26 protein-coding genes and 4 tRNA genes are annotated in these 24921 nt (G+C 46.0%); 14 read left to right on the top strand and 16 right to left on the bottom strand.

Features of this window, described 5'->3' with window-relative positions; all coding sequences use genetic code 11:
• Positions 1–3: 3 nt before the first annotated feature.
• Both QL234_RS07565 and QL234_RS07560 read right to left on the bottom strand, forming a co-directional pair.
• Positions 4–366: a response regulator gene (locus QL234_RS07565; protein WP_044834797.1), complete on the bottom strand. Its 363-nt coding sequence runs from the start codon at positions 364–366 to the stop codon at positions 4–6.
• A 51-nt stretch (positions 367–417) separates the two neighbouring features.
• Positions 418–714 carry an STAS domain-containing protein gene (locus tag QL234_RS07560; RefSeq protein WP_281557223.1) on the bottom strand — a complete coding sequence of 99 codons (297 nt, stop codon included), beginning with the start codon at positions 712–714 and terminating at the stop codon, positions 418–420.
• 253 nt (positions 715–967) lie between these two features.
• On the opposite strand from QL234_RS07560, the gene QL234_RS07555 reads away from it, so the two are divergent.
• Genes QL234_RS07555 through QL234_RS07545 form a run of 3 tightly spaced genes read left to right on the top strand, consistent with a single transcriptional unit; the run spans position 968 to position 2310 of the window.
• Positions 968–1558, top strand: coding sequence for a septation protein A (locus QL234_RS07555; protein WP_281557222.1), 591 nt, complete (start codon positions 968–970; stop codon positions 1556–1558).
• A gap of 14 nt (positions 1559–1572) precedes the next feature.
• Complete coding sequence (locus QL234_RS07550) at positions 1573–1875, top strand: YciI family protein (protein ID WP_281557221.1); 303 nt, start codon at positions 1573–1575, stop codon at positions 1873–1875.
• Positions 1876–1908: 33 nt separating this feature from the next.
• Positions 1909–2310 carry a lysozyme inhibitor LprI family protein gene (locus QL234_RS07545; protein WP_281557220.1) on the top strand — a complete coding sequence of 134 codons (402 nt, stop codon included), beginning with the start codon at positions 1909–1911 and terminating at the stop codon, positions 2308–2310.
• Positions 2311–2587: 277 nt separating this feature from the next.
• Here QL234_RS07545 and QL234_RS07540 read toward each other — a convergent pair.
• The 4 genes from QL234_RS07540 to QL234_RS07525 all read right to left on the bottom strand — a co-directional run bounded on the left by QL234_RS07540 (position 2588) and on the right by QL234_RS07525 (position 3222).
• A tRNA-Ser gene (locus QL234_RS07540) sits at positions 2588–2678 on the bottom strand.
• A gap of 104 nt (positions 2679–2782) precedes the next feature.
• A tRNA-Ser gene (locus QL234_RS07535) sits at positions 2783–2873 on the bottom strand.
• 104 nt (positions 2874–2977) lie between these two features.
• A tRNA-Ser gene (locus QL234_RS07530) sits at positions 2978–3068 on the bottom strand.
• A 63-nt stretch (positions 3069–3131) separates the two neighbouring features.
• Positions 3132–3222: transfer RNA gene (locus tag QL234_RS07525), tRNA-Ser, on the bottom strand.
• 154 nt (positions 3223–3376) lie between these two features.
• Here QL234_RS07525 and QL234_RS07520 point away from each other — a divergent pair.
• The 6 genes from QL234_RS07520 to QL234_RS07495 all read left to right on the top strand — a co-directional run bounded on the left by QL234_RS07520 (position 3377) and on the right by QL234_RS07495 (position 6608).
• Positions 3377–3967, top strand: coding sequence for a DNA-3-methyladenine glycosylase I (locus QL234_RS07520; RefSeq protein WP_281557219.1), 591 nt, complete (start codon positions 3377–3379; stop codon positions 3965–3967).
• 185 nt (positions 3968–4152) lie between these two features.
• The gene (locus QL234_RS07515; RefSeq protein ID WP_281557218.1) at positions 4153–4818 is read left to right on the top strand and encodes a Bax inhibitor-1/YccA family protein; all 666 of its coding nucleotides are present in this window, start codon (positions 4153–4155) and stop codon (positions 4816–4818) included.
• A 417-nt stretch (positions 4819–5235) separates the two neighbouring features.
• Positions 5236–5604 carry a sulfurtransferase complex subunit TusD gene (gene tusD, locus QL234_RS07510; RefSeq protein ID WP_281557217.1) on the top strand — a complete coding sequence of 123 codons (369 nt, stop codon included), beginning with the start codon at positions 5236–5238 and terminating at the stop codon, positions 5602–5604.
• Complete coding sequence (gene tusC, locus QL234_RS07505) at positions 5601–5972, top strand: sulfurtransferase complex subunit TusC (RefSeq protein WP_281557216.1); 372 nt, start codon at positions 5601–5603, stop codon at positions 5970–5972. Before tusD ends, tusC begins: the two co-directional genes overlap by 4 nt.
• A gap of 13 nt (positions 5973–5985) precedes the next feature.
• Entirely contained in the window at positions 5986–6279 is a 294-nt protein-coding gene (gene tusB, locus QL234_RS07500) for a sulfurtransferase complex subunit TusB (RefSeq protein ID WP_281557215.1), read from the top strand.
• Complete coding sequence (locus QL234_RS07495) at positions 6276–6608, top strand: TusE/DsrC/DsvC family sulfur relay protein (protein ID WP_281557214.1); 333 nt, start codon at positions 6276–6278, stop codon at positions 6606–6608. Before tusB ends, QL234_RS07495 begins: the two co-directional genes overlap by 4 nt.
• Before the next feature lie 71 nt (positions 6609–6679).
• Here the strand turns inward: QL234_RS07495 and QL234_RS07490 are convergent, their stop codons facing one another.
• The 3 genes from QL234_RS07490 to QL234_RS07480 all read right to left on the bottom strand — a co-directional run bounded on the left by QL234_RS07490 (position 6680) and on the right by QL234_RS07480 (position 9989).
• Complete coding sequence (locus QL234_RS07490) at positions 6680–7639, bottom strand: helix-turn-helix domain-containing protein (protein WP_281557213.1); 960 nt, start codon at positions 7637–7639, stop codon at positions 6680–6682.
• Between the two features lie 464 nt (positions 7640–8103).
• Positions 8104–8319, bottom strand: a complete 216-nt coding sequence (locus tag QL234_RS07485) for a hypothetical protein (protein WP_281557212.1) — start codon at positions 8317–8319, stop codon at positions 8104–8106.
• 221 nt (positions 8320–8540) lie between these two features.
• Positions 8541–9989 carry a glyceraldehyde-3-phosphate dehydrogenase gene (locus tag QL234_RS07480; RefSeq protein WP_281557211.1) on the bottom strand — a complete coding sequence of 483 codons (1449 nt, stop codon included), beginning with the start codon at positions 9987–9989 and terminating at the stop codon, positions 8541–8543.
• Positions 9990–10179: 190 nt separating this feature from the next.
• On the opposite strand from QL234_RS07480, the gene QL234_RS07475 reads away from it, so the two are divergent.
• Positions 10180–10986: a DUF2989 domain-containing protein gene (locus QL234_RS07475; RefSeq protein WP_281557210.1), complete on the top strand. Its 807-nt coding sequence runs from the start codon at positions 10180–10182 to the stop codon at positions 10984–10986.
• Positions 10987–11214: 228 nt separating this feature from the next.
• Here the strand turns inward: QL234_RS07475 and gndA are convergent, their stop codons facing one another.
• Positions 11215–12756: an NADP-dependent phosphogluconate dehydrogenase gene (gene gndA, locus QL234_RS07470; RefSeq protein ID WP_281557209.1), complete on the bottom strand. Its 1542-nt coding sequence runs from the start codon at positions 12754–12756 to the stop codon at positions 11215–11217.
• Positions 12757–13005: 249 nt separating this feature from the next.
• Here gndA and gap point away from each other — a divergent pair, with 249 nt between their 5' ends.
• Positions 13006–14028: a type I glyceraldehyde-3-phosphate dehydrogenase gene (gap, locus tag QL234_RS07465; RefSeq protein ID WP_044831404.1), complete on the top strand. Its 1023-nt coding sequence runs from the start codon at positions 13006–13008 to the stop codon at positions 14026–14028.
• 211 nt (positions 14029–14239) lie between these two features.
• Here gap and QL234_RS07460 read toward each other — a convergent pair whose 3' ends face one another.
• The 6 genes from QL234_RS07460 to zwf form a co-directional block, all read right to left on the bottom strand.
• Positions 14240–15055: a trypsin-like serine protease gene (locus QL234_RS07460; RefSeq protein ID WP_281557208.1), complete on the bottom strand. Its 816-nt coding sequence runs from the start codon at positions 15053–15055 to the stop codon at positions 14240–14242.
• Positions 15056–15704: 649 nt separating this feature from the next.
• Entirely contained in the window at positions 15705–16352 is a 648-nt protein-coding gene (locus tag QL234_RS07455; protein ID WP_281557207.1) for a bifunctional 4-hydroxy-2-oxoglutarate aldolase/2-dehydro-3-deoxy-phosphogluconate aldolase, read from the bottom strand.
• On the bottom strand, positions 16349–17323 hold the full coding sequence (locus QL234_RS07450; protein WP_281557206.1) for a glucokinase: 975 nt from the start codon (positions 17321–17323) through the stop codon (positions 16349–16351). Before QL234_RS07450 ends, QL234_RS07455 begins: the two co-directional genes overlap by 4 nt.
• On the bottom strand, positions 17323–19149 hold the full coding sequence (edd, locus tag QL234_RS07445) for a phosphogluconate dehydratase (RefSeq protein WP_281557775.1): 1827 nt from the start codon (positions 19147–19149) through the stop codon (positions 17323–17325). The genes QL234_RS07450 and edd overlap by 1 nt, the downstream gene beginning before the upstream one ends.
• Positions 19150–19153: 4 nt before the next feature.
• Positions 19154–19849 carry a 6-phosphogluconolactonase gene (gene pgl, locus QL234_RS07440; protein ID WP_281557205.1) on the bottom strand — a complete coding sequence of 232 codons (696 nt, stop codon included), beginning with the start codon at positions 19847–19849 and terminating at the stop codon, positions 19154–19156.
• Positions 19849–21318, bottom strand: a complete 1470-nt coding sequence (gene zwf / locus QL234_RS07435; RefSeq protein ID WP_281557204.1) for a glucose-6-phosphate dehydrogenase — start codon at positions 21316–21318, stop codon at positions 19849–19851. The genes pgl and zwf overlap by 1 nt, the downstream gene beginning before the upstream one ends.
• A gap of 282 nt (positions 21319–21600) precedes the next feature.
• Here zwf and QL234_RS07430 point away from each other — a divergent pair, with 282 nt between their 5' ends.
• The 3 genes from QL234_RS07430 to QL234_RS07420 all read left to right on the top strand — a co-directional run bounded on the left by QL234_RS07430 (position 21601) and on the right by QL234_RS07420 (position 24735).
• The gene (locus tag QL234_RS07430) at positions 21601–22449 is read left to right on the top strand and encodes a MurR/RpiR family transcriptional regulator (RefSeq protein ID WP_044831399.1); all 849 of its coding nucleotides are present in this window, start codon (positions 21601–21603) and stop codon (positions 22447–22449) included.
• Positions 22450–22579: 130 nt separating this feature from the next.
• Positions 22580–24031, top strand: coding sequence for a pyruvate kinase (gene pyk / locus QL234_RS07425; RefSeq protein WP_281557203.1), 1452 nt, complete (start codon positions 22580–22582; stop codon positions 24029–24031).
• A 188-nt stretch (positions 24032–24219) separates the two neighbouring features.
• Entirely contained in the window at positions 24220–24735 is a 516-nt protein-coding gene (locus QL234_RS07420) for a YbaK/EbsC family protein (RefSeq protein ID WP_281557202.1), read from the top strand.
• The last annotated feature ends 186 nt before the right edge of the window (positions 24736–24921 follow it).

Genomic DNA, 24921 nt, shown 5'->3' with positions numbered 1-24921 from the left:
AAGTTACCGAACAACCCTTTTAATGGTTGCTAACAATTTTTCAGGATTAAAGGGTTTCACCAGCCAGCCGGTTGCCCCGGCCGCCTTGCCCCGCTGCTTCATATCTCCGGAGCTTTCCGTGGTCAGCATTAAAATAGGGGTAAATTTAAAGGCGGGTAACTCCCGAAGGGCCTGGCACAAAGAAATGCCGTCCATATTGGGCATATTGACATCACTGATCACCAGGTCAAACCCCCCTCCCTGCGCGGTATTGAGTCCTTCCCGGCCATCTCTTGCTTCAACCGTCTCATAACCCGCCCCTTTGAGGGTAAAGCTCACCATGTCTCGGATAGAATTTGAGTCATCCACAACCAATATTTTGGTCATAATTTCTTCCTTCCCTAAATAGGTACAGTAATCGTCTGCACTAGACTCCAGCTAAACATTAAGGTATTGATTTAAAATAGGTTCATTCAAGCCAAGCTGCTTTACGCTCGCCTGGACGGCAGAAGATTGGGATTGCCATATAAGCTGTTTATTCAATGATGATAATTGGGTAACTGTGGCGAGTAAAAACTGAATACCTAAGGTATCAATTCTGACAACCTCGCTGTCGTCAAGGGTGATGGCATCGTTATCTTCGATCAGCTCCAAGATATCGGCTTTGCACTGCTCTAACTGAACTATGGTTAATTCAGCGGGTAACTTAAATACGGCAACTGCAGACGCTTCCATGCTAATATCTCAGTAGTATTTTGATCAACTGTTTTTAACTATATGTTAGATTTTAGGTAAATCAAGAAAACCACAGGGGAATTTATGGCATTAAAGTTATAATCACAGCCCCGTATACCTTAGCCTGCAGGCAAGTTTACCTTGCCGGAAAACTGGCGTTCGCTCATTTAGTCAGATAATGCAAAGATAATTGATTGGCTATTGAAGACAGTTTCGTTAGAATTAATGATTATTTTCTCTGCTCTGGTTATTTATGCACGCAATCTTCGAGTATTTGCCATTAGTTATTTTTTTCATTTTTTACAAAGTATTTGATATCTATTGGGCAACAGCTTCCCTTATCGCAACCTCTGCACTGCAGATTTTATATTATTTTGTCAAAAGACAACCGGTCCCTACCAGGAACTGGGTATTTTTTGGCTTAATTGCGGTTTTTGGCGGCTTGACCATCTTTTTGCACGATGATGCCTTTTTAAAATGGAAAGTTACTCTGATCAATGGTTTTTTTGCTCTGGCCTTACTTGTCAGCCAGTATGTTTTTAAAAAGAACCTGATCAAACAGTTCCTCAGTGAAGCCCTGACCCTGCCTGAAGGCGTCTGGAATAAGCTCAATCTTGCCTGGGCGATGTTTTTTGCCCTATGCGGCATACTCAATATTTATGTCGCCTTTAATTTTGAACAGGAAACCTGGGTAAACTTCAAGGTCTTCGGTTTAACCGGCCTCACCTTTGTTTTTGCCATTGGCTCCATTATCTCCCTGCACAAACACTTGCCCGAGGACGGATTGCCGGCCACGGAAGAAGCTCAAGACAAACAAAAAAACGTTGAGCTAACGAAAGACTAATAAACGGAAACAGTATGTTTTATTTAATTTACAGTGAAGATGTCCCTAACAGTTTACCCCTGCGTTTAACGGTACGGGAACAACATTTAGCCCGGTTAAGCGCGTTGCAGGATGAAGGCAGGCTGTTGGTTGCCGGTCCCTGCCCGGCCATTGACAGTGAAGATCCCGGCGAAGCCGGTTTTACCGGTTCTTTGATTATTGCCCGGTTTAATAGTTTAGAGGATGCCAAACAGTGGGCCGACAATGATCCTTATATCGCTGCCGGCGTATATCAAAAGATCACCGTCAAACCCTATAAGAAAGTGCTGCCGGCCTGAGCATTCACTTATATTTAATAATGTAGAAATAACATGAACAAAGCAATTACTACCTGCGCCAGCTTATTGCTGCTAAGTCTGCTGCCAAACAGCGCAATTGCCGCAAAAACCCTGGCACAGTGCGAAAAAGTCAAAGACGATGACAGCGAGTACCTGCAATGCCTGGATATTGTAAAAGACTCGGTAGAGCGGGAATTACAGACCTGGATCAATAATCAGGTTTTTAAACTGGAAGAGCTGGCACTGGTTACCGGGCGCGAGTCGGCGCTGACCATGTTCAAGCGCTCCCAGAGCAACTTTATCACCTTCAGGGAAAACAATTGCCGGTGGCAATACCTGGCATTATCACCGGGAAAAAAAGCCGCACCGGCTTATAAAAAGTGTTTTATTGATGTCAGCAAAACCCGGATCGCTGAGTTAAGCCGCTTCGATTAATCACTTAAGTTCACCTGCCAGGTGAAACCAGAGCCCCCTATTCTGCCTGAGTAAAGCCCGTTTAACGGGCTTTTTCTTTGCCCCTTCCTTGACCCGCACTAATAATCACTAATACAGCCAAGCCAGCCATCTTTCTGACAAACAATAGAAGCTTCGCTTAAGATGTTAATCCAGCCAAAGGGCTAATAACAGCTAAACAATAAGCTTAATTAAAGGGAAAGTAAAAGACGATGAAAGATAAAAAGAAAAAACCCGCTAAGCAGCGGGTTTTTTAATGTGGCGGTGAGATAGAGATTTGAACTCTAGAAGGGCTACAAACCCTTGCCGGTTTTCAAGACCGGTGCTTTCGACCACTCAGCCATCTCACCATTGAACTTTTAAAGATGCCAATAACAGCATCTGTACAAGAAAAACATCTTTCAGCTTTCCCTGTTGCTTATATCAGCAGTAAATACTTATACAAGACTTAATGTGGCGGTGAGATAGAGATTTGAACTCTAGAAGGGCTACAAACCCTTGCCGGTTTTCAAGACCGGTGCTTTCGACCACTCAGCCATCTCACCATTGAACTTTTAAAGATGCCAATAACAGCATCTATACAAGAAAAACCTCTTTCAGCTTTCCCTGTTGCTTATATTAGCAGTAAATACTTATACAAGACTTAATGTGGCGGTGAGATAGAGATTTGAACTCTAGAAGGGCTACAAACCCTTGCCGGTTTTCAAGACCGGTGCTTTCGACCACTCAGCCATCTCACCATAAACTGTTGCTTATCAAAAAAATAAGCGGTTTGCAGATAAAAACATCTACAAACTAAAAAATGGCGGAGAGATAGGGATTTGAACCCTAGAAGGGCTACAAACCCTTGCCGGTTTTCAAGACCGGTGCTTTCGACCACTCAGCCATCTCTCCGTATGTCTAAAAGCAATGCTTGCCTGAAGACGGAGCGAATATTAAAGTGTCATAAAACGCTTGTAAAGTATTAATTTAACAAAGCTGTTCATTTGCTAAATAATTAATCATTTTGCATGGATTTAACCCAAGTTCATCCGCTAAAGGAGAAAAAATGCCCGATCCCCAGCTTTGCCGTTGCCCTTGGTTAGACACAAGTAAGCCCGACTATGTTCAATATCATGATGAAGAATGGGGAGTGCCCGTTTATGATGATGATAAATTATTCGAGTATCTGACCCTGGAAAGTGCCCAGGCAGGACTGAGCTGGTACAGCATATTAAAAAGGCGCCAGGGTTATCGCCAGGCATTTGCCGATTTTAATGTCAAAGCGGTGGCCCAATTCAGCCAACAACAAATAGAAGCGCTGATGCAAAATGACAAGATCATCAGAAATAAACTAAAAATTCAGGCGGCGGTGAATAATGCGCAAAGATTTCTTGAGATCCAGCAAGCATTCGGCAGTTTCAGCAAATATATGTGGCAATTCGTCGACCATAAGCCCAAGGTAAACCGGTTCAAGGCATTATCCGACTACCCAGCCACCTCACCTGAGTCCGATGCCTTTAGCAAAGATTTAAAAAAACGCGGCTTTAAATTCATCGGCTCGACCACCTGTTATGCCCATATGCAGGCCTGCGGCATGGTCAATGATCACAGTATGGATTGTTTTCGGCGCAAGCAGATCTTGGAGGATACAAACTAAACAATTGATAGTTAACAATAAAACAAGGAATAGCAATTCCATTATCTTCGTGCCATAATATGTCACAAGGCTTTAGAGAGAGCTAACAAGCTGGTGTTGCATAGTTAAATATCTACAATGTAGACTTGAACTTCGGCAAACAGCCCTTATCTAAAAACTATAACTGAGTTCTTAAAGGAAAGTTTATGCAATCAAATATGAGTTTAAATGCGGCAAGTCAAAGCTCAGCACTGGAAATTAACAAGGTATTACGTAATACCTATATGCTGCTGTCTATGACATTGGCCTTCAGTGCGGTCACCGCAGGTGTTTCTATGGCAATGGGATTATCCCATATTGCCGCGCTGGTGATGACCTTAGTGGCTTTTGGTTTATTGTTTGTCGTTAATAAACAGGCGGATAAAGCCAACGGAATTTTCTGGATTTTTGCTTTCACCGGTTTGATGGGCGCTTCTTTAGGGCCAATGCTTAATATGTATGCAGCCATGCCTAACGGCGGCTCGTTAATCATGCAAGCTCTTGGCGGTACAGCGTTAATTTTCTTCTCGCTGTCGGCTTATGCCCTGACCACTAAAAAAGACTTCTCTTTTATGGGTGGTTTTTTAATGGTTGGTCTGATCGTGGCCATCATTGCCAGCATCGCCAACATCTTTTTCGCTATCCCGGCACTGTCTCTGGCAATCAGCTCAGCGATTATTTTGATCATGTCAGGTTTAATCTTGTTTGATACCAGCCGTATCATTCACGGCGGCGAGCGTAACTACATTCGCGCAACCGTATCACTTTACCTGAATATTTATAATATCTTCACTAGCTTGCTGCACCTGTTAGGCGCCCTGAACGACGACTAATATGCGAGTTTAGCAGTACAAATAAAACAAAAGCCCCGCCAGTCGGGGCTTTTTTATATTCAGGAAGAAAGGTATTTTGCGATGACAGGATGTCATAGAGTAAAGATGTTCAGGAAGAAAGGTATTTTACGATGACAGGATGTCATAGAGTAAAGATGTTCAGGAAGAAAAGTATTTTGCGGTGACAGGATGTCATAGAGCAAAGATGTTCAGAAAGAAAAGTCTTTTGCCCTCACCCGGAGCAAAAACATCGCTAGGGTATTCCGCCCGCAAAAGAGTTAACTTAGTTATACAGAAACGTTTCATTTTTAAGTACAATAACCGCAATTTAAAACACAGCCCCATCACGCAGCACCCGTCTCAACATAACCAGGCGCGAATGCCCGGCTGGGGAAATATTTTGATAAGTGAATTTTTGTGGGACAAAAACTTGCGGTTGTGATCACAACCCCTCCTTACAGTAACCTGACGGCAACGGCGCTGGATTATGTCGAAAGCGCCCTTAAAGCCGGTTTTGAAGTTATCGGTATCTTCTTTTACCAGGAAGGCGTGTTACACGCAGATAGCAACCTCAGTATCGCCAGCGATGAATTTCAGGCAGTAGCTAAGTGGCAGCAATTACACCAGCAATACCAGCTGCCTCTTCACCTGTGCATTACCGCCGCAGAAAAACGCGGTCTGCGCGACGATATCACGCCAACAAATATCAACCCACTGTTTACCGTCTCCGGACTCGGCGAACTGGTTGAACTGACAGATAAAGCCGATCGGGTGATACAGCTATGACAGAGAAACAGAATAAAACGGTTGCCATTATCAACTCACAGGCGCCGTTTTCATCTCCCGGCGGTAAGGATGCTTTGGATACTGCCTTAATTTTTGGCTCTTATGAGCAGAATATCGCCCTCTTCTTTATGGGAGATGGCGTCTATCAGCTTATTGACAAACAAAACCCGGAATTAATTAACCAGAAAAATTACCTGAAAACTTTTTCGGCTTTTGAGTTTTACGATATCGAACAGGTATATGTCTGCGCGCAATCCCTCAAAGACAGGGGGTTAACAGATAAGTTCCACATTGAAAACACCACCCTACTTGAACCGGCGCAGTTTGCACAGACCCTGGCCGGTTTTCAGGTTATTTTCAGGTTTTAACCGGGAGCTTATTATGTCCATTTTACATCTGGTGCGCAGCTCACAATTTAACAGTTCAGACTTTTTGCAATGTATCGGGGTTTTAACACCCGGTGATCAACTGGTATTACTCGATGATGCCTGCTATAACCTGCACCATCCCCTGCTGATAGCGGCGCAAGAAAAATTATTCCCCCAAAAAATAGCGGTAGTGACCAGCCATGCACAGGCCAGGGCTGTCACCCTACCCGAAACCATCACAGGTATTTCCATGACAGAACTTGTACACCTTACCTTTAACAACGACAGTGTGGTGACCTGGCAATGAGCATAGTTTTTGAAGATAAAACCATAGATACAGACGAACAGGGCTATTTGCTGGCGCACCAGGACTGGAGTGAAGCCCTGGCCCCGGTGCTGGCCCAGCAGGACGGCTTGGAACTCACCCCGGCCCACTGGGAAGTGATCCGCTTCGTGCGCGAATTTTATTTAAAATACAATACTTCCCCGGCCATTCGTGCCCTCACCAAAGCAATGAAAGAACAATTCGGTGAAGAGAAAGCCAACAGCCGCTATTTATACCGGTTATTTCCCGAAGGGCCGGCGAAACAGGCAACCAAATATGCCGGTTTACCTAAACCGGCACGTTGTATTTAGTCGCTTTAAAAAGTACAGCAACAAAAAAGGCGCCAGAGCTAAGCTCAGGCGCCTTTTTTACTGAACGGGATTTATGCGCTTTTCACCATTTGGCTGGAGAAAGTCGAGCGATACTCCGTCGGTGAAATCCCCATATTGTTGCGGAAGTTATTGCGGAAATTAACCGCACTGCCAAAACCGGATACCCCGGCAATTTCTTCAATGCAAAGCTCGCCGCCTTCAAGATAGCTGATCGCCAAAGATAAGCGTTTTGCCGTGAGCCATTCCTTCGGGCTTTGGTTAAAAGAAGCGCGGAACTGGCGGTCAAAACTTCTCCTGGACATAAAAGCCTTATTGGCCAGTTGATCCAGGCTATCGATTTTACTTAAGTTTTTCTCTGCCCATTCCATGGCCAACAACAACCTTTTAATACCCTTGGCATTGGAGGATTTGGTTAATTTCGGCGGGTTTTTCAACTGGATAGCCGGCACAGATAGTATTTTGGCCACCTTAGTCGCCGTGACTTGGTCAAAATCCAGGCTGATCAAATGGATCCCTAGTTTTAATGCCGCCACCGACGAAGGCGCACAATAGATATTATCCTCGCCGCTAAATAACATCTCGGCATTGAAATTGACCGCCGGATACTGCTCTAGCTGTTCGTCGATATAACGGGGATCGGTGGCAACGGTTTTTCCGTCCAGCAGCCCAGTCTTCGCCAACAGATCTATACCTGTACCAAAAGCGATCAACCTCTTCCCGCTTTGATACAAGTCGATGATCAACTCCAGTAAAGGCTGCTCTTCAACACATAACGGCAAGATAGCATCGGAAATCAGCACAGAGTCGCGTTCAAACAAACGCTGCTTGGCGCTGGCATTACTGATGCAGGAGGTCCACAATTGCACGTCAGAGTCATACCAATTGGCGACATTCGCGATATTATTGGTAAAGAGTTCGTGGGCGCACCCGAGACTAAACGAAGGTTTTTCGTTATAAGAAAGGAAAGTAATGCTGGGTCTGCGGCTAGTGTACGGATCAAAATTAGACATTAAAACTCCCTTTTAATACATAAGGCTACATCCATTTGTAACCAATTTTCCATCAAGATAAAACAACGAACAAAGCTGCATCATTGTCTTATTTCTACATACGCTGCTCAATACTTGGTTAAGTAAATAAAGCGGTTAAAGATCCCTTCTTCAACGGCTCAATAATAACACTTCAGTAACAGATATACTACTAAGCTATCACGGTTAAAAGGCATTTTAAAGACAGGCGAATACTCTGGCTGAAAACCGTTTATGGCTTATTATTAACTTTATCGTAAACAAAAAGCAACAATAACAGTAAAGTTCACGCCACATTTATCCCCACCTTGATGGCAGCTGCGCTGAGGGTAAGGGATTGCTTTTATAGGGTAAGGAAAATAACGCCAGCTTTGCCGTTATTCGAAATGATATCAGGGCAGAGGCAATACCATCTCTGCCCGTTAATTTTTACACTATTGCGGAAATTAAACTTTGATATTAATACTTTGTCCGACACCAGGTGTTGCACTTGGCGCGGCAGTTTGTGCGCTGGAATCAAGCAAAGTATTAACCATGTGCCCTTCCAGCTCCTGTTGAGTTTTCGCAAGTGAAGCGACCTTAGCTTCGGTTTTTGCCTCGGTCACGGAATTGGTCATATTTGTCTGTAACCCGGGGCTTGATCCATTAATTGAAATCGACATAGTTTCTCCTTGGCCTAACAGCGTCAAAAAAGATATTCACTATAGTATCGGCCAGGAAAAAAATTTCTTAAGTTTTATTTTGATCTTTTTTAACCGGGCTTATCATCACGCAGTAAAAACACAAGCTAAGGCTGGCACACAGCTCCTTCGCTCTGCCCTGCTGCTATTTCAGATATAAAAAAAGGCGCAAAAAGCGCCTTTTATCAAAACAAGCAAAATGCTTATTTCATCGGTAGCGTAGGTACATAGATACCGGCCATTTCATGCATCACACGCACAACCTGGCAGCTGTAACCAAATTCATTATCGTACCAGACATATAATACTGCGCGGTCTTCATCCACTATGGTCGCCTGCGAGTCAACAACACCGGCGTAACGTGAACCTACCAGGTCGGTAGAAACGATTTCACTGGAAGCAGTATAATCCACCTGGTTTTGCAGATCTGAAGCTAATGAAATATAACGCAGGTAATCATTTAAACCATCTTTATCCGTGGCTTCTTTTAAGTTCAGGTTCATGATCGCCATAGAAACATTCGGGGTCGGCACCCGGATAGCATTACCGGTTAACAAACCTTTAAGCTCAGGCAAGGCTTTTGATACCGCTTTAGCCGCGCCCGTGGTACTGATCACCATGTTCAGCGGCGCACTGCGGCCACGTCTTGGAGCCTTGTGGTAGTTGTCGATCAGGTTTTGGTCATTGGTATAAGAGTGAATGGTTTCAACGTGGCCGTTGCGGATACCGAACTTGTCGTTCACCGCTTTTAATACCGGGGTAATGGCATTGGTGGTACAGCTGGCGGCAGAAACAATTCTGTCTTCCGGCAAGATCATGTCATGGTTTACGCCGTAAACAATGTTTTTGATGTCATCTTTAGCAGGAGCCGTCAATAACACTTTAGACACGCCTTTTGACTGCAGGTGCTGGCCTAAACCTTCTCTGTCGCTCCAGATACCTGTGTTATCAACCACTAAAGCGTTGTTAATACCATATTCAGTGTAATCAATCTCCGCAGGCGACTTGGCATAGATCACTTTAATAAAGGCGCCATTGGCTTTAATGACGTTGTTTTCTTTATCTATGGTGATGCTGCCGTTGAATGCACCGTGTACCGAGTCACGACGCAACAGGCTGGCACGTTTTTCCAAGTCGTCTTCTTTACCCGGACGAATCACGATGGCACGTAAATTCATCTTGGCACTAGGACCGGCACGTTCAATTAATAAACGGGCCAGTAAACGTCCGATACGGCCAAAGCCGTACAACACAACATCTTGTTCCGGCTGCTCTTTGCCGCCGGTAACGATATCGGCTAATTCTTTTTCAAGATATTGTTCAATCGACAGGCCATTGGCGCCGCCGCAAAATAAATAGCGATAAGCCAGCTTACCGACATCAATACGCGCCGGTGATAATTGCATCTTGCTTAGGGCTTCAACAAAGGGAAAACTTTCACGTAAACGTAATTTGCTTTCTTCATGTAAAGCCACAGATTTGTGGGCCTTGATAATATCGATAGCAGAAGCATTTACCAGAGGGCGACCATAAACCGATACTTCTATGCCTTTGTTTCTGAAGAGTTGCCCAATAATGGGTTGCATATTTTCAGCAAATGTTTGACGTTCTTGCCAGCTAGTCTGATATTTTTCCTCAAGATGAGAAGTCATTGCATAAACCTTTTTATTTCAGTCGATTGAACGATAGTCTATTATCAATAAAGTTAATATAATATATGGGCACCAGCGTTATTTTACGAAATAATACTCGTGGATACCTTAAAGCGGCGCCTATTGTAGTCGACTATGAAAGCTTACGCCACCGGTTACAGAATTATTTATCTCTTATATTGGAAAAAGAATGAAATTACACCTATTAGCTGCAATTAGCGCTTTGGCCTTATCAGCCTGTGATAAAGGTCCTAATTTAGCTCAAGTATGTGATTCTCACCCCTTGATTTGTCAGGAGTTTAAGGAAGATAACTGGTGTAAAAAGGAGCGCACCCAAACCATTTTTGCCGGTGCAGATTTACAAGATAATCCCAGCGATCAACATAAATATAATTTATTGATCGCCTATGAAAGCTACGCGGAATGCGTCAGTTTTGCCTCACAAATCGAGCACATCAAGCTAAAAGAAAAGAAAACCCGCAGAATTAACAACTACATCAAAGCCAAAGAAAGAATTGAACAGCTTTCGCAGGAAACCGCTTCTTCGGAGCATCCCCAGCTGCTGTATTTTCACTGGACCCGGTATTTAAATGAGCGGTCACTGGAAAAATTTCTCAGACTCGAAGGCAGCCCGGAACTGGAAACACCGGCATCGCAGTTAAACCTAGCCACCTATTATGCCAAACGCGACCCGGACAAAACCCTGAACCTGTTATTTCACGCCCTGGAGTTATATCAGGCGGGGGATGTGATCGACAGTGAAATATTTAAATCCCTCACGACAATTTTCACCGATAAAAAAGAATACAAACAAGCTTATATCTGGTTGAAGATCATGAGGCTCTACGATCCGGAAGATACCGATTTAACGGAAAAGTCGCTGAAGAACTATCAGGAGGCGTTCCAGCTCGACAGTGATTTTCTCGACCAGGTGGCCGATACCACCTTAGATAAAATTAAAGCCGGACAATTTCACTCTCCTAACCTTAAGGGGTGAGTATTTTCTCACTCCTTGCTTTTACCTTCAGTTCTAAGTGCCATACCATACATCCTGTATATCGGCGCTCCTGGCATCCCTGCTTTGCGCCATACCATACATCCTGAATATCGGCGCTCTTAGCATCCCTGCTTTGCGCCATACCATACATCCTGTATATAAAAAGGCACTTCACTAACTAAAGTGAAGTGCCTTTTTACTAAAACATGATTTTACCCGACTAGTGCCTTATTTTTGCACCGGCGGTATTTCTAAGGTTTTACGCTCCGGTGAAGACCACTGCACATGGTATTTTTTCCCCGCCGGTTTATCGACCCGCTCAAAAGTATGGGCGCCAAAGAAATCTCTTTGTCCCTGCAATAAATTCGCCGGTAACACTTCGGCCCGCATCGAATCATAATAAGATAACGCCGAAGACAAAGCACCGACAGGAATACCAAGCAAAGTAGCATCCGCTACCGATTTTCGCCAGTTGCCCTGGTGCTCGTTTAACTGCCCGGCAAAAAAGTCATCCAGCAGCAAGTTATCCAAATCTTCATTGCGCTCGAACGCCTCGGTGATCGGCTGCAGGAAAACCGCGCGGATAATACAGCCCGCCCGCCATATCTTGGCGATACTGGCAAAGTTCAGCGTCCAGTTATGCTCTTTTGCCGCCAGTTTCATTAGCTGGAAGCCCTGGGCATAAACACAAATTTTCGCGCTGTAGATGGCGTCATGCAAACGATCGATAAAGGCCGTTTGCTCTTCTTTGCTAAAAGTCGCGGTTTGTGGCCCGGATAACTTCTGCGCCGCCTGAACACGGAAATCTTTAAAAGAAGAAATAGAACGGGCATAAACCGCCTGGGCTATGGTCGGCGCCGGACAACCTACTTCCAGGCTGCTGACCGCGGTCCATAAGCCGGTTCCCTTTTGTCCGGCTTTATCCAGAATAAGATCAACCAGGGAAGTACCGGTATCAGAAGACTTCTGACGTAAAACTTCCACCGTAATTTCCATCAGGTAACTGTCCAATGGACCCTGGTGCCATTTTTCGAAAATATCGGCAATATCATCGGTAGACAATCCCAGGCCGGCGCGCAGGATATGATAGGCTTCACCAATGATCTGCATATCCGCATATTCAATGCCGTTGTGGACCATTTTCACATAATGACCGGCACCGGCAGGCCCGATATAGGCGGCGCAGGGATCGCCTTCATTGATCACTTGTCCGGGTTTGGTACGTTCCAGCGGCTTACCGGTTTGCGGATCCACTTTCGCGGAAATCGCTTCCCAAATAGGTTTTATCCGGGTCCAGGCATACGCAGAGCCACTGGGCATTAATGCAGGCCCGAAACGCGCCCCCACTTCCCCGCCGGACACCGCCGACGAAAACAAAATAAAGTTATTTTTATACTTTTGCTCACGGGCAACGGTATCCATCCATAAGCTGTTACCGGTATCTATAACGATATCATCCGCGCCTATGCCTGCACCAATCAGGTTTTCACAAACTTGGTCAACGGGAGCGCCGGCGGGTACGGATAAGACAATGAGGTGGGGAGGTTTTAACTGGGAGAGAAGTTCGGTATAAGAGGAGCAGCCATGAACCCGGGGAATGTCTGCGTTATTTTCTTGCTGATCCTGTAAAATAACATCATTTACTTTTTCGCTGCTTAAATCAAACGCCGCAATTTTATAGCCATTATCTGCCAGGTTAAGGACCAGATTCTTACCCATTACACCCAGGCCGATAAAGCCTATGTCACACAAAACCGTATCTCGTGTCATCAATTTATTCCAACTGTGAAAGATGAAGAAGCCAGGGGCTCCGATTTAAATTGAGCGTCATTGTAACACGCAAAATGGTGTAAATCCTACAAAATTACCGCGATAAAACCAATAAAACACCTATAATATAGTAATCATACGTAATTAATGCTTAAAAATTGATTCAAAACAGCTAAAAGATGATCTTTTACTTGCAGTTTCTTAAAAATGATGTAATTTTACTACATAAAATATTTACCGGAGTTTATTATGACTATTAAAGTAGGCATCAATGGTTTTGGCCGCATAGGTCGTTTTGTCTTCAGAGCAGCAGCATTACGTAACGATATTGAAGTCGTTGGTATCAATGATTTAATCGATGTCGATTATATGGCATATATGTTGAAATATGATTCAACCCATGGCCGCTTTAATGGCACAGTAGACGTGGTTGACGGTAATTTGGTAGTTAACGGTAAAACCGTCAGAGTCACCGCAGAGCGTGATCCGGCGGCATTAAAATGGAACGAGATCAATGCCGAAGTCGTGGTAGAATCGACCGGACTTTTCCTCACCGATGAAGCTGCCCGCAAACACATCGAAGCCGGCGCCAAGAAAGTGGTCATGTCTGCCCCGTCCAAAGATGATACCCCCATGTTTGTTTGTGGTGTTAACCTTGACAGCTACCAGGGTGAAGATATAGTTTCCAATGCTTCCTGTACTACCAACTGTTTGGCGCCAATCGCCAAAGTATTAAATGATAACTGGGGCATCGCCGATGGCCTGATGACCACAGTCCACGCTACCACAGCCACACAAAAAACCGTCGATAGCCCTTCAGCCAAAGACTGGCGCGGTGGCCGCGGTGCTGGCCAGAATATTATTCCTTCTTCCACCGGCGCGGCTAAAGCCGTGGGTAAAGTTATTCCTGAGCTTAACGGTAAACTTACCGGTATGGCGTTCAGGGTCCCTACCCCGAATGTTTCCGTGGTCGATTTAACCGTCAACCTGAAAAAACCGGCCAGCTACCAGGAGATCTGCGATGCCATGGAAAAAGCTTCCCTGGGCGAGCTCAAAGGTATTTTAGGCTACACCGAAGATCAGGTAGTCTCCAATGACTTTGTCGGCGAGACCTGCACCTCTTATTTTGATGCTAAGGCCGGTATCGCTTTAACCGACAGCTTTGTGAAGCTGGTTTCCTGGTATGATAATGAAATCGGTTATTCCAACAAGGTACTGGATCTGGTGTCTTATATTGCCAGTTACGAGCAAGCGGTACTAAAGTCGGCTTAAGCCATTAGTTAATGCTGATGGCCCGGTAAATCGGCGATAACAGATTGCCGCGCTTCCATCTTAGCATGTAAGCAACTTCACTTTATACCTGAACACAAAAAACCAGCAAGCTAAGCTTGCTGGTTTTTTTATTATCCGAAAGAGCCGATCTAGGCTAAAACATATCTACGGTTTGTTCCCTGATCACAGCACCCTAGTGCCAATCTGTCGGTTAAAGGTAGCTTTCAATGAAATTGAGTACATTGATGCGATCCAGACGGAACACCCCGCCAGTCCCGGCACAATTGCCATTTTTACCAAAAGAAGTCACACCTGCGATAACACTGCTCTGCCCGAGAAAGTTAGGCCCTCCTGAATCACCAAAACACACCCCGCCGGTACTACGGTTATTAGACAGCAACATAGAAAAGTCATTTTTAGCGCCCAAGGCATTTATCTGGACAAGGCGTGGGGTTGCAAACATTCGTACCCGCTTAGCCTCCATAAACACAGGGTTTATTTGCTGTAAGCCATAACCGACAGCAGTAAATGAAGTCTCTTGCTTGCCACGGCGGCGGGTAAGTTCATCAAATTGATCCGCCTCAGGCAAGCTGGGGTAGGAATCAAGCACGACCCCGGGTTCTTGCAGGATCACCACGCCAACATCATAACGGGCAAAGACCGCATGGCTAAAGCTTGGATGTGATGCCCAACTGACCGCTTCAACACTGTTAGGCCCTTTATTGGGGTAATAGTTATTACCTTCATCAACGTTAGACTCGGTAAATACCCGCATCCCGGAAAAATCTCCCGGCTCCCCGGTACAGTGGCCGGCGGTAAGCACAACTGTTGGCGACAATAAAGTCGCACTGCAGCGGCCAACCGGAACACCGCCAGCTTCCATCAACAGCATTACCACCGCCGGATGGTTATCGCCATCGAGCTCGCCGTCAGTAATCGCCAGGGCGGGAAAACTTAACGGCAATAAGCTCATCATAGAGCAGGCCAGGGCTAAAGTGTTTTTTTTCATCACGTCGATTATCTTCATAATTCTCTCCAGTATTTCATTACAGCAGGCCTTATGGCCTGAAATATGGTCAAACATTAAAAACCTGTTGAGATTTTTAACGGAACTAATAATCAATTGTTCGGATCAGGTGTATTAACCTTATGAGACATGTCATATTCTGCGGGTTAAAGCTTCCTTAAATATCTTAAAACAAGATTTGCACTTGTTTTAGCAGGGATCAGGTGAAACCTTCCAGGCTTCCCCTTGCTCTGGTGTTAATACGCTATTGTCATACTGCTTGTTTCCCTCCCTTGACGATATTAACATTAATAAGCTTTGCTTTGAGGCAGATAATAAAAGGCAAGCCCGTAGGGTCCTCCTGCTTCTATCTAAATACCAGCTATCTAAACCAAAGCAATAATCATGGTTTACAAAATTCTCAAGAAACCACTTTCCAGTATAGTGAAGATGAAGCTAAACATTGACGACCGAAAAGGAAATATTCTCCCAGACCTTTCAGAAACATGGAGCAGCCCTTGTAATAACTAGGCTGTCGCAACAGGCCTGACCAGAAAAATTAGTTTCACACCATAGGTGCCAAGGCGTGAACCTAAATCACAAACCCGAAAGCTGCGGGTATAAAAAAACCAGGTTAAACCTGGTTTTTTAACAACATCAACTGCTGTAATTATTTTACATGATTAAGCGCCTGGGTGGCGAGATCCGTTATTGCAGCCCAGTTCTTTTGCTTAACGATATCATCCGTCACCAGCCAGGAGCCGCCGCAACAGGCAACATTCGGCAAGGCCAGATAATCGCGGACATTGCTCGGATTAATGCCGCCAGTGGGACAAAAACGGATATCCGGGAAAGGACCGCCGATAGACTGTATTGCCTTAACCCCGCCCGAAGCTTCTGCCGGGAAGAATTTCAGGTGGTCATAACCTAAATCAATCGCATCCATCATTTCAGAAATCGAAGAGATACCGGGAATTAATGCGATATCGCCTTCATTACCTGCTTTTAATAAATCTTTGGTCAAGCCGGGACTGATGGCAAACTTGGCGCCGGCATCGGCGCAGCGCTGCAGCATTTCACGGTTAGTCACCGTGCCCGCACCAACAACAGCTTCCGGCAATTCTTTGGCAATCGTTCTGATCACCTCAAGTGCCGACGGCGTACGCAAAGTCACTTCAAGCACCTTAATACCTGAGGCCAGCAGGGCCTTAGCGATCGGCAAGGCATCTTCCACATTTTTAATCACAAGCACAGGCACTATAGGGCCCATGGCAAAAAGCTCTTTTGGCGATATTTGCCAGTTTTTTGATACCGTCATAATTCCTCTGTATTGTGTTGGCGAAGATAAGCTGAAGCGCCGATAATGCCCGGCTGTGATTCGGTGATCACAAAGGTCGGGATGGTTTTGTTAAATTCGACAAAACGTCCTTTGGCTTCAAAGCGACTTCTAAATTCACTACTTTTAAAATATTCAATAAAACGCGGCACTATGCCGCCGGCGATATAAACTCCGCCAAAGGCGGCCATAGTCAGCGCCAGGTTACCGGCAAAGCTACCTAAAATTTTGCAAAACTGTGCCAGGGCCTGCTGGCACACATCACAGCTTTCATTGAGCGCCCTTTCGCTGATATCCTTGGCACTATAAGGCTGGGGAGCTTCCCCTTTATCAAACATCAGCGCCTGGTAAATCTGCTCTAAACCTAAACCGGATAACACCTGCTCATAAGACACCCTTGGGTATTTAGACAACAGATAAGCTAAAATACGCGTTTCATCTTCATCTACCGGGGCAAAATCCACATGGCCGCCCTCGCCGCCCAGGCTGAGCCACTGGCCATTGGCTGGCACCACATGGGCAACCCCCAAGCCGGTACCCGGGCCACAAATGGCGATGGGTTTATCCGCTGCCGCACTGCCCTGGCCGATTTGCACTTTTTGCTCATCGCTTAAAAACGGCACCGCATGGGCAATGGCGGTATAATCATTGATCAATAATAACTTGTTGAGATTTAAGGTTGCTTTAAGCGCAGATTTTGAAAATTGCCAAGGCAAATTGGTCATGGAAATCAGATCATTTTCCACCGGACAGGCAATCGCCAGGCAGGCATTAATTGATTTGCCGGTTATCGCCTTTTCACTGAAATAATGCTTAAGCACATCCGCCAAACTGGCAAAATCATTACACTGGAAAACTTCCAACTCACTGATCTTACCCTGCTCATCACTGATCCCCAGGCGAATATTGGTGCCGCCGATATCGGCGACCACATTAACCATAGATTCACTCATTAAGCGACACCACCTTCATCAAACAAGGAGCAGGCGCCGGTATCGGCCGAGCTTAGGTTACGGCGCATAAAGCCGAAGATCTCACGCCCCATGCCCTGGTGATGGCCATTGACCTGGAACTGGGCATTTTCTCTTTGCGCCAATTCTTGCTCGCTCACTTTTAAGGTCAGCTCACCGGTTTTACCGTCAAGACGCAGGATATCGCCGTCGCGGATTTTCGCGATCAGACCACCATCTAAGGCTTCCGGACATAAATGAATCGCCGCCGGTACCTTACCCGAAGCCCCCGACATACGGCCATCGGTAACCAAGGCCACTTTAAAGCCTTTGTCCTGCAACACGCCAAGCGGCGGGGTTAACTTATGCAGCTCAGGCATACCGCGGGCTTTAGGCCCCTGGAAGCGCACCACGGCAATAAAATCTTTGTCCAGTTCACCGGCTTTAAAGGCGGCGTCAAGATCATGCTGATCTTCAAACACCACTGCCGGGGCTTCAATAACCAAACTGCCTTCACGCATGGAAGAGGTTTTTAAGACACTGACCCCTAAATTACCTTCCAAGACTTTTAAGCCGCCATCAACTTTAAAAGGTTTGGCGACAGTGGCAATCACCTGGTCATCGCCGGAGACCTCCGGTCCGTCAACCCATTTCAACTGACCGTCTGCTAATACCGGTTGCTGGGTATAACGGCTTAAACCTTTACCACAGATGGTTTCAACGTCTTCATGTAATAAACCATTGCCGAGCAGCTCTTTAAACAACAACGCCATACCGCCGGCTTGCTGGAAGTGGTTAATATCGGCATGACCGTTAGGATAGATACGGGTGATCAGCGGCACAACTTCAGATAAATCATGGAAGTCCTGGAAGTTAATGATAATGCCTGCCGCCCTGGCAAACGCGATAATATGCATGGTCAAGTTGGTTGAGCCGCCGGTAGCGAGCAAGGCCACAATAGCATTGACAATAGAGCGTTCATCTATCATCTTGCCCACAGGCATATAATGACCGTTTTGTTGGGTTAAGCGGGTAACCTGACGGGCAGCCGCTTTGGTTAATTCTTCCCTAAGTTCGGTATTGGGGGCAACAAAAGAAGCTCCCGGCAGATGTAAGCCCATCACTTCAACCACTAACTGGTTGGAGTTAGCCGTACCGAAGAAGGTACAGGTACCGGCACTGTGATAAGAGGCAGACTCGGCTTCTAATAGCTTATCTTCACCGATCTCGCCTTTGGCAAATTGCTGGCGAACACGGGCTTTTTCTTTATTGGGAATACCTGAAAGCATAGGACCAGCAGGTACAAATACCGTTGGTAAATGGCCGAAAGTCATGCTGGCAATGAGCAGGCCGGGGACGATTTTATCGCAAATCCCCAGCATCAAAGCGCCGTCAAACATATTATGGGATAAGCCAACTGCCGTAGACATGGCAATCACATCCCGGCTCATCAGGCTAAGATCCATACCGGGCTGGCCTTGAGTAACACCATCACACATGGCAGGCACACCGCCGGCAAACTGGGCAACACCGCCGGTTTCTTTTATCGCCGCTTTAATGATTTGCGGATAAGTTTCATAAGGCTGGTGGGCGGACAACATATCGTTATAGGCGGAAACAATGGCAATATCGCTATGGTTAATACCGCGCAAGACTTGCTTATCTTCTTTACCGCAAGCTGCAAAGCCATGGGCCAGGTTACCGCAGGACAGGCTTGCCCTGTGTACCGTTTCTGATTTGGCCTGTTCTATTTTTTCCAGGTAGGCACTACGCGAGTCTTTACTTCGCGCTTTGATGCGCTCGGTTATCGCTATAATATCTTTATTCATCATACTACTCCGCCCAAAATACTTGCGTATTCACTTGTGGGTGCTGCAAAAATGCCCGGATCGGCATTTCCAAAATATTCTGCTCGCCAAGTGCTTTGTTTAACACGGTTTTCTTACCTGCCCCGGCAATGTGCAGGAAAATGGCTTCACTTTCGATCAAACTACTGAAGGTAAAACTGATACGCTGATGGGGGGCGGTTTTCGGCTGAACTTTAAGCAAGGCATTCGGGTTATCCTGTGCCAGGCCAAGCTCAATTTCATCGCTGCACGGGAACAGGGAGGCAGTATGCCCGTCTTCACCCATGCCTAAAATCAATACATCCAAAGGCAATAAGGATGATTTCGCCGCCAGGTTGAGATCCGTTAAGGTCTCATCCGTTAATGCTTCCCCTTGTTTAAGGTGGAAAAATTTTGCTTCACTGGCGTTATTTTGCAACAAATGTTCATGCACCAATTTGGTATTGCTGGCATCATCGTCAATATTGACCCAGCGCTCATCGGCCAGGGTTATGGTGACTTTTTTCCACGGCAGATCTTTTTGCGACAAGGCCTTAAAAAAACCTTTCGGGGTAGAGCCGCCGGAGACTGCCAAACTGGCTTTGCCCTTGGCTTCGATGGCCTGGCTTAAAAGCGCTGCCACCTTATCGGCCAAGGCATTATCCAGCGCTGCTTTTTCATTAAATTCATTGATTTGATACATTATTCAACCCACTGCCTGTCGTCACGTGCAATTAAAGAAATCGAGGAAACCGGTCCCCAGGAGCCTGCGGCATAAGGTTTAGGTTTTTCCTGGGTGCTTTCCCAGGCTTCGATAATGCCATCGGCCCAGGCCCAGGCCTGTTCAACCTCATCGCGGCGCACAAACAGCGACTGGTTGCCGTTGATAATTTCCAGCATCAAACGCTCGTAGGCATCGATTACCCGCTCATCGCGATAGGTTTGCGAGAAACTCAAATCCAGCTTGTTTTCGTGGATTTTAAGCTGTGAAGCGATTCCCGGGATCTTATTCATCATCTGCAGCTCAACCCCTTCATCCGGCTGTAGGCGGATGGTAAGTTTGTTGGCGGGCAGATCGCTGTAGCTGTCCTTGAAAATATTGTGGGGCTGCTCTTTAAAGTGCACAACAATTTCACTGTGCTTGGCAGGCATACGCTTACCGGTACGTAAGTAAAAAGGCACGCCCGACCAGCGCCAATTATCGATTTCCGCTTTGATGGCGACAAAAGTTTCGGTACTGCTTTTTTCGTTAGCACCTTCTTCTGCCAGATAGCCGGGTACAGGCACGCCGTTAAGGTAACCGTCGGTATACTGACCGCGTACGGTTTTTTCCTTGATATTTAAATGGTTGATGGGACGCAGTGCTTTGAGGACTTTAAGTTTTTCATCCCGGATACTGTCGGCGCTTAAATCCGCCGGCGGCTCCATCGCCATCAGGGATAAAATCTGTAATAAGTGGTTCTGCACCATATCGCGCATTTGTCCGGCTTCATCATAGAAGCCCCAGCGCCCTTCGATGCCGACGCTTTCTGCCACCGTGATCTGCACATGGTCGATACTGTTGCGGTCCCAGTTGGAAGTAAACAATGAGTTGGCAAAGCGTAATACCAAAAGGTTTAATACCGTTTCTTTACCCAGGTAATGGTCAATGCGGTAAATCTGGTTTTCTTTAAAGAAGCGAGATACCTGGTCGTTGATCACCTTGGATGATTCCAAGCTGTCGCCGATAGGTTTTTCCATCACCACGCGATCTGCTGCGCTAATCAGTTTTGCCTGATTTAATCCGTCACAGATGGCGCCGTAAATCGCCGGCGGGGTCGAGAAATAATAAATACGGGTTTTATGCCCTTGCTTGAGTGCCTGGGCGAGATTTTTAAAAGCAGCACTGTCGCTGAAATCAAGTTGCTGGTACACCAGGCGGCTGAGAAAACGATCCAAGACCTCGCTGTCGAGGCCTTCACTGACAAATTCATTTAGATTGGTTTCAACAAAATCGCTAAATCCTTTTATATCCATGTCAGTGCGGGCTACCCCGAGGATGCGGCTTTTAGGATGCAATAAACCGGCAAGGTCTAACTGATATAACGCCGGTAGTAACTTACGACGAGAAAGGTCCCCGAGCGCACCAAACAAAACAATTTCACTGGCAGACTGACTATCTAAATTTTTCATATGGTATTTTTCTCTAGTTTACTCATTGTAACTAAACTACATTTAGCCTTAATTTAGCGTCTGATCCTTCATCAGTAAAGAACTTTTTGTAATTTTACTACATCTTTTGCGGTAATGGCTTTTATTACCCTTTTGCCGAAAATACTAGCGGTGAATTATTAAACATTTGCTAATTTTCTCTGTTTTGATTTATATTATGTGTCAAAATGAAAGAAAATTTCATTTATTCTGTCGTTTTAGCAGAAAATAAATTACAGTAAAAAGATCTGGGATCATGCATTTATGAATATATTAGAAAAGATCGCCAACGAACTGGACACATTTAGTAAGTCTGAGCGTAAAGTGGCAGAAGTCATATTGGCCTCCCCTAGTACTGTTATCCATGCAAGTATAGCGGCATTAGCCAAACAGGCGAATATCAGCGAGCCTACGGTAAACCGTTTTTGCCGGCGTTTGGATACTAAAGGATATCCTGATTTTAAATTACACCTGGCGCAAAGTTTAGCCAACGGTACACCCTATGTTAACCGGCATGTCGATGAGAATGATACCGCCGAAGAATACACCGCGAAAATATTTGAATCGACCATGGCCAGTCTTGAACTGGGCCGTAAAAGTTTAGATACAGCCGCCATTAACCGCTCGGTAGATTTACTGACCCAGGCCAATAAAATTTCCTTTTTTGGCTTAGGCGCTTCCGCCGTGGTGGCCCATGACGCACAAAACAAATTTTTCCGTTTTAATGTGCCCGTGGTCTATTTCGATGACATATTAATGCAACGCATGAGTGCTATTAATAGCCAGCAAGGAGATGTCGTGATCGTCATTTCCCATACCGGCCGTACCAAATCCCTGGTGGAAGTGGCCAGTATTGCCAAGGAAAACGATGCCACAGTGATCGGCATTACCTCCGCCAACTCACCGCTGGCGAAGGAATGTAATATCGTGTTAACCGTGGATGTGGCCGAAGACACCGACTTGTATATGCCGATGTCTTCACGTATCGCCCAGCTGGCACTGATTGATGTACTCGCCACAGGTTTTACCCTGCGCCGCGGCACGAAATTCAGGGATAACCTGAAAAAAGTCAAAGACAGTTTACGAAGCTCCAGGTTCGAGCGCAAAGATTAAGGGCTTATCGCACGCCCCAAGCGGGAAAAGCGATCCCCTGGAATAAAAACAATAACAGACAGCCCTTTAGCAGAGCTGTCTGAATAAAGAAATTTAATAACCTCAATACTTTTTAAAAGTAAGGATTAAAATGCTTAGAAGAACAAAAATCGTTGCTACTTTAGGGCCGGCAACTGATGACAGAGAGACGTTAAAACAGGTACTAGCAGCCGGTGTTAACGTGGTAAGACTTAATTTTTCTCACGGTGAGCCGCAAGATCATATCGACCGTGCCAATACAGTGCGCGAACTGGCCAGGGAATTAGGCGTCTATGTTGGGATTCTGGGTGATTTACAAGGACCAAAGATCCGGGTGTCTACTTTTAAAGACGGTCCTATCCAGCTGGCTATCGGCGACAAGTTTGAACTTGATGCCACCCTGGGTAAAGGTGAAGGTAACCAGGAAAAGGTTGGTATCGACTACAAGGCATTGCCTCAGGATGTCAGTGAAGGCGATATTCTGCTGCTTGATGACGGCCGGGTACAACTTAAAGTGCTTTCTACCACTGATACCTCGGTTTTTACCGAAGTTACCGTAGGCGGCCCGCTGTCGAACAACAAAGGGATTAACCGTCAGGGCGGCGGTCTGTCTGCCGCGGCATTAACCGATAAAGATAAAGAAGACATTAAACTTGCAGCTAAATTAAATGCCGACTTCCTTGCGGTTTCTTTCCCGCGCGATGCCGCCGATATGCGCGAAGCTCGCCTGCTAGCCCAGGAAGCCGGCTGTGATGCCCGCCTGGTTTCTAAAATCGAACGTGCAGAAGCGGTCAACGATGACAAGGTATTGGATGAAATTATCCTGGCCTCAGATGTGGTAATGGTGGCCCGTGGCGATCTTGGTGTTGAAATCGGCGATGCCGAGCTGGTAGGCAAGCAAAAGCATATTATTGCCCGCAGCCGCCAGTTAAACCGTATCGTGATCACCGCCACGCAAATGATGGAAACCATGATCTCACAGCCTATGCCTACCCGTGCGGAAGTCATGGACGTTGCCAATGCCGTACTCGACGGCACAGATGCTGTGATGCTCTCTGCTGAAACCGCCGCCGGTAAATACCCGGTGGAAACCGTTAAAGCTATGGTCAATGTTTGTTTGGGCGCCGAAAAACAACGCTCGGTTCATACTTCAGGCCACCGTATTGAATTAATGTTCAGTGAAATTTCCGAAACCATCGCCCTGTCGGCCATGTATGCGGCAAACCACTTAGACGGCGTTAAGGCGATCATTGCCCTGACCGAGTCGGGACATACCACGAAAATCATGTCGCGTATCACTTCGGGATTACCGATTTATTCCTTATCACGTCATGATAAAACCCTGAATAAAACCGCCATTTACCGCGGTGTTTATCCGGTAGCCTTTGATTCCACCCAAAGCGACAACGACAGCCTTTCCCAGGATGTGCTTAAGCAAGTGATCAAACAGGCCAAGTTAAGCGTCAATGACAAGGTGATTTTCACTCACGGTGATGCCATGGAAACCGTAGGTGCTTCCAATACCTTAAAAGTACTTAAAGTGACTAAGGCACATTTAAGCTAAGCATTATTAAGCAAATTCATGCCCCTGCTTTTCAGCGCAAAAGCAGGGGCATTTTCATTTATCAGCCCCCCTTTCACCTTTTGACATATGTCATAAAAACGCCACATAAGCCGTCGTAAAATATGCCGTCAAGCGCCTTGCTTGCTATACTTGTTGCAGCAAATCTCTATCAGTGCAGAGGTGCAATAATGGCTATTTCCAACACCTTAAATGACTATCTGTCCAGCCATGAAATCCACTACGAATTAGTACAACATCGCCATACCCAGTCTTCCCTTGACTCTTCCTGCTCCGCCCATTTGCCCGGCTCCCAGGTGGCAAAAGCGGTCATTTTACAAAGCCGGGACGATAAATTTCTGATGGCTACCCTGGCCGCCGATCACCGCCTGGACATCACCCGGGTCAACGAATTGATGGATAAGGAGTATCATGTCGTCAGTGAAGCCAGGCTACGGGATCTGTTTCCCGACTGCGCCCAGGGCGCCATTCCGGGGCTAGGCCAGGCCTTTGCCATTGACAACCTTATTGATGATGGCCTGCTAAAAAGTGAACGGGTATATCTCGAAGCCGGAGATCATCATTCTTTAGTAAAACTGGAGCAGCAGCAATATCTGCAAATGGTTGAACATATGCCCCATGGCAATATTTGCGGTGAAGCGCTTGGTATGCCCAGACAAACAGAAATCCTTCACCAAGAAAAATAAAAAGTTACCGCAGTAAAATATGGCGGCGATTTCACATCTTATATGAACTGTTAAGATCTAAGCTGGTCGCGTACTGGCAACAAAAGTTTGCTGTACACCACCTTAGCCAATAGCGGCCGGGAACCCGGTCGGCGATATTATAACAATAATAACAACACGTTATTTACTGATGCTTGATTTAGAATA

The organism is Thalassomonas sp. RHCl1 (genome assembly GCF_947387555.1).
GTDB lineage: Bacteria > Pseudomonadota > Gammaproteobacteria > Enterobacterales > Alteromonadaceae > Thalassomonas.
This window is presented reverse-complemented; position numbering and strand designations above follow the sequence as displayed.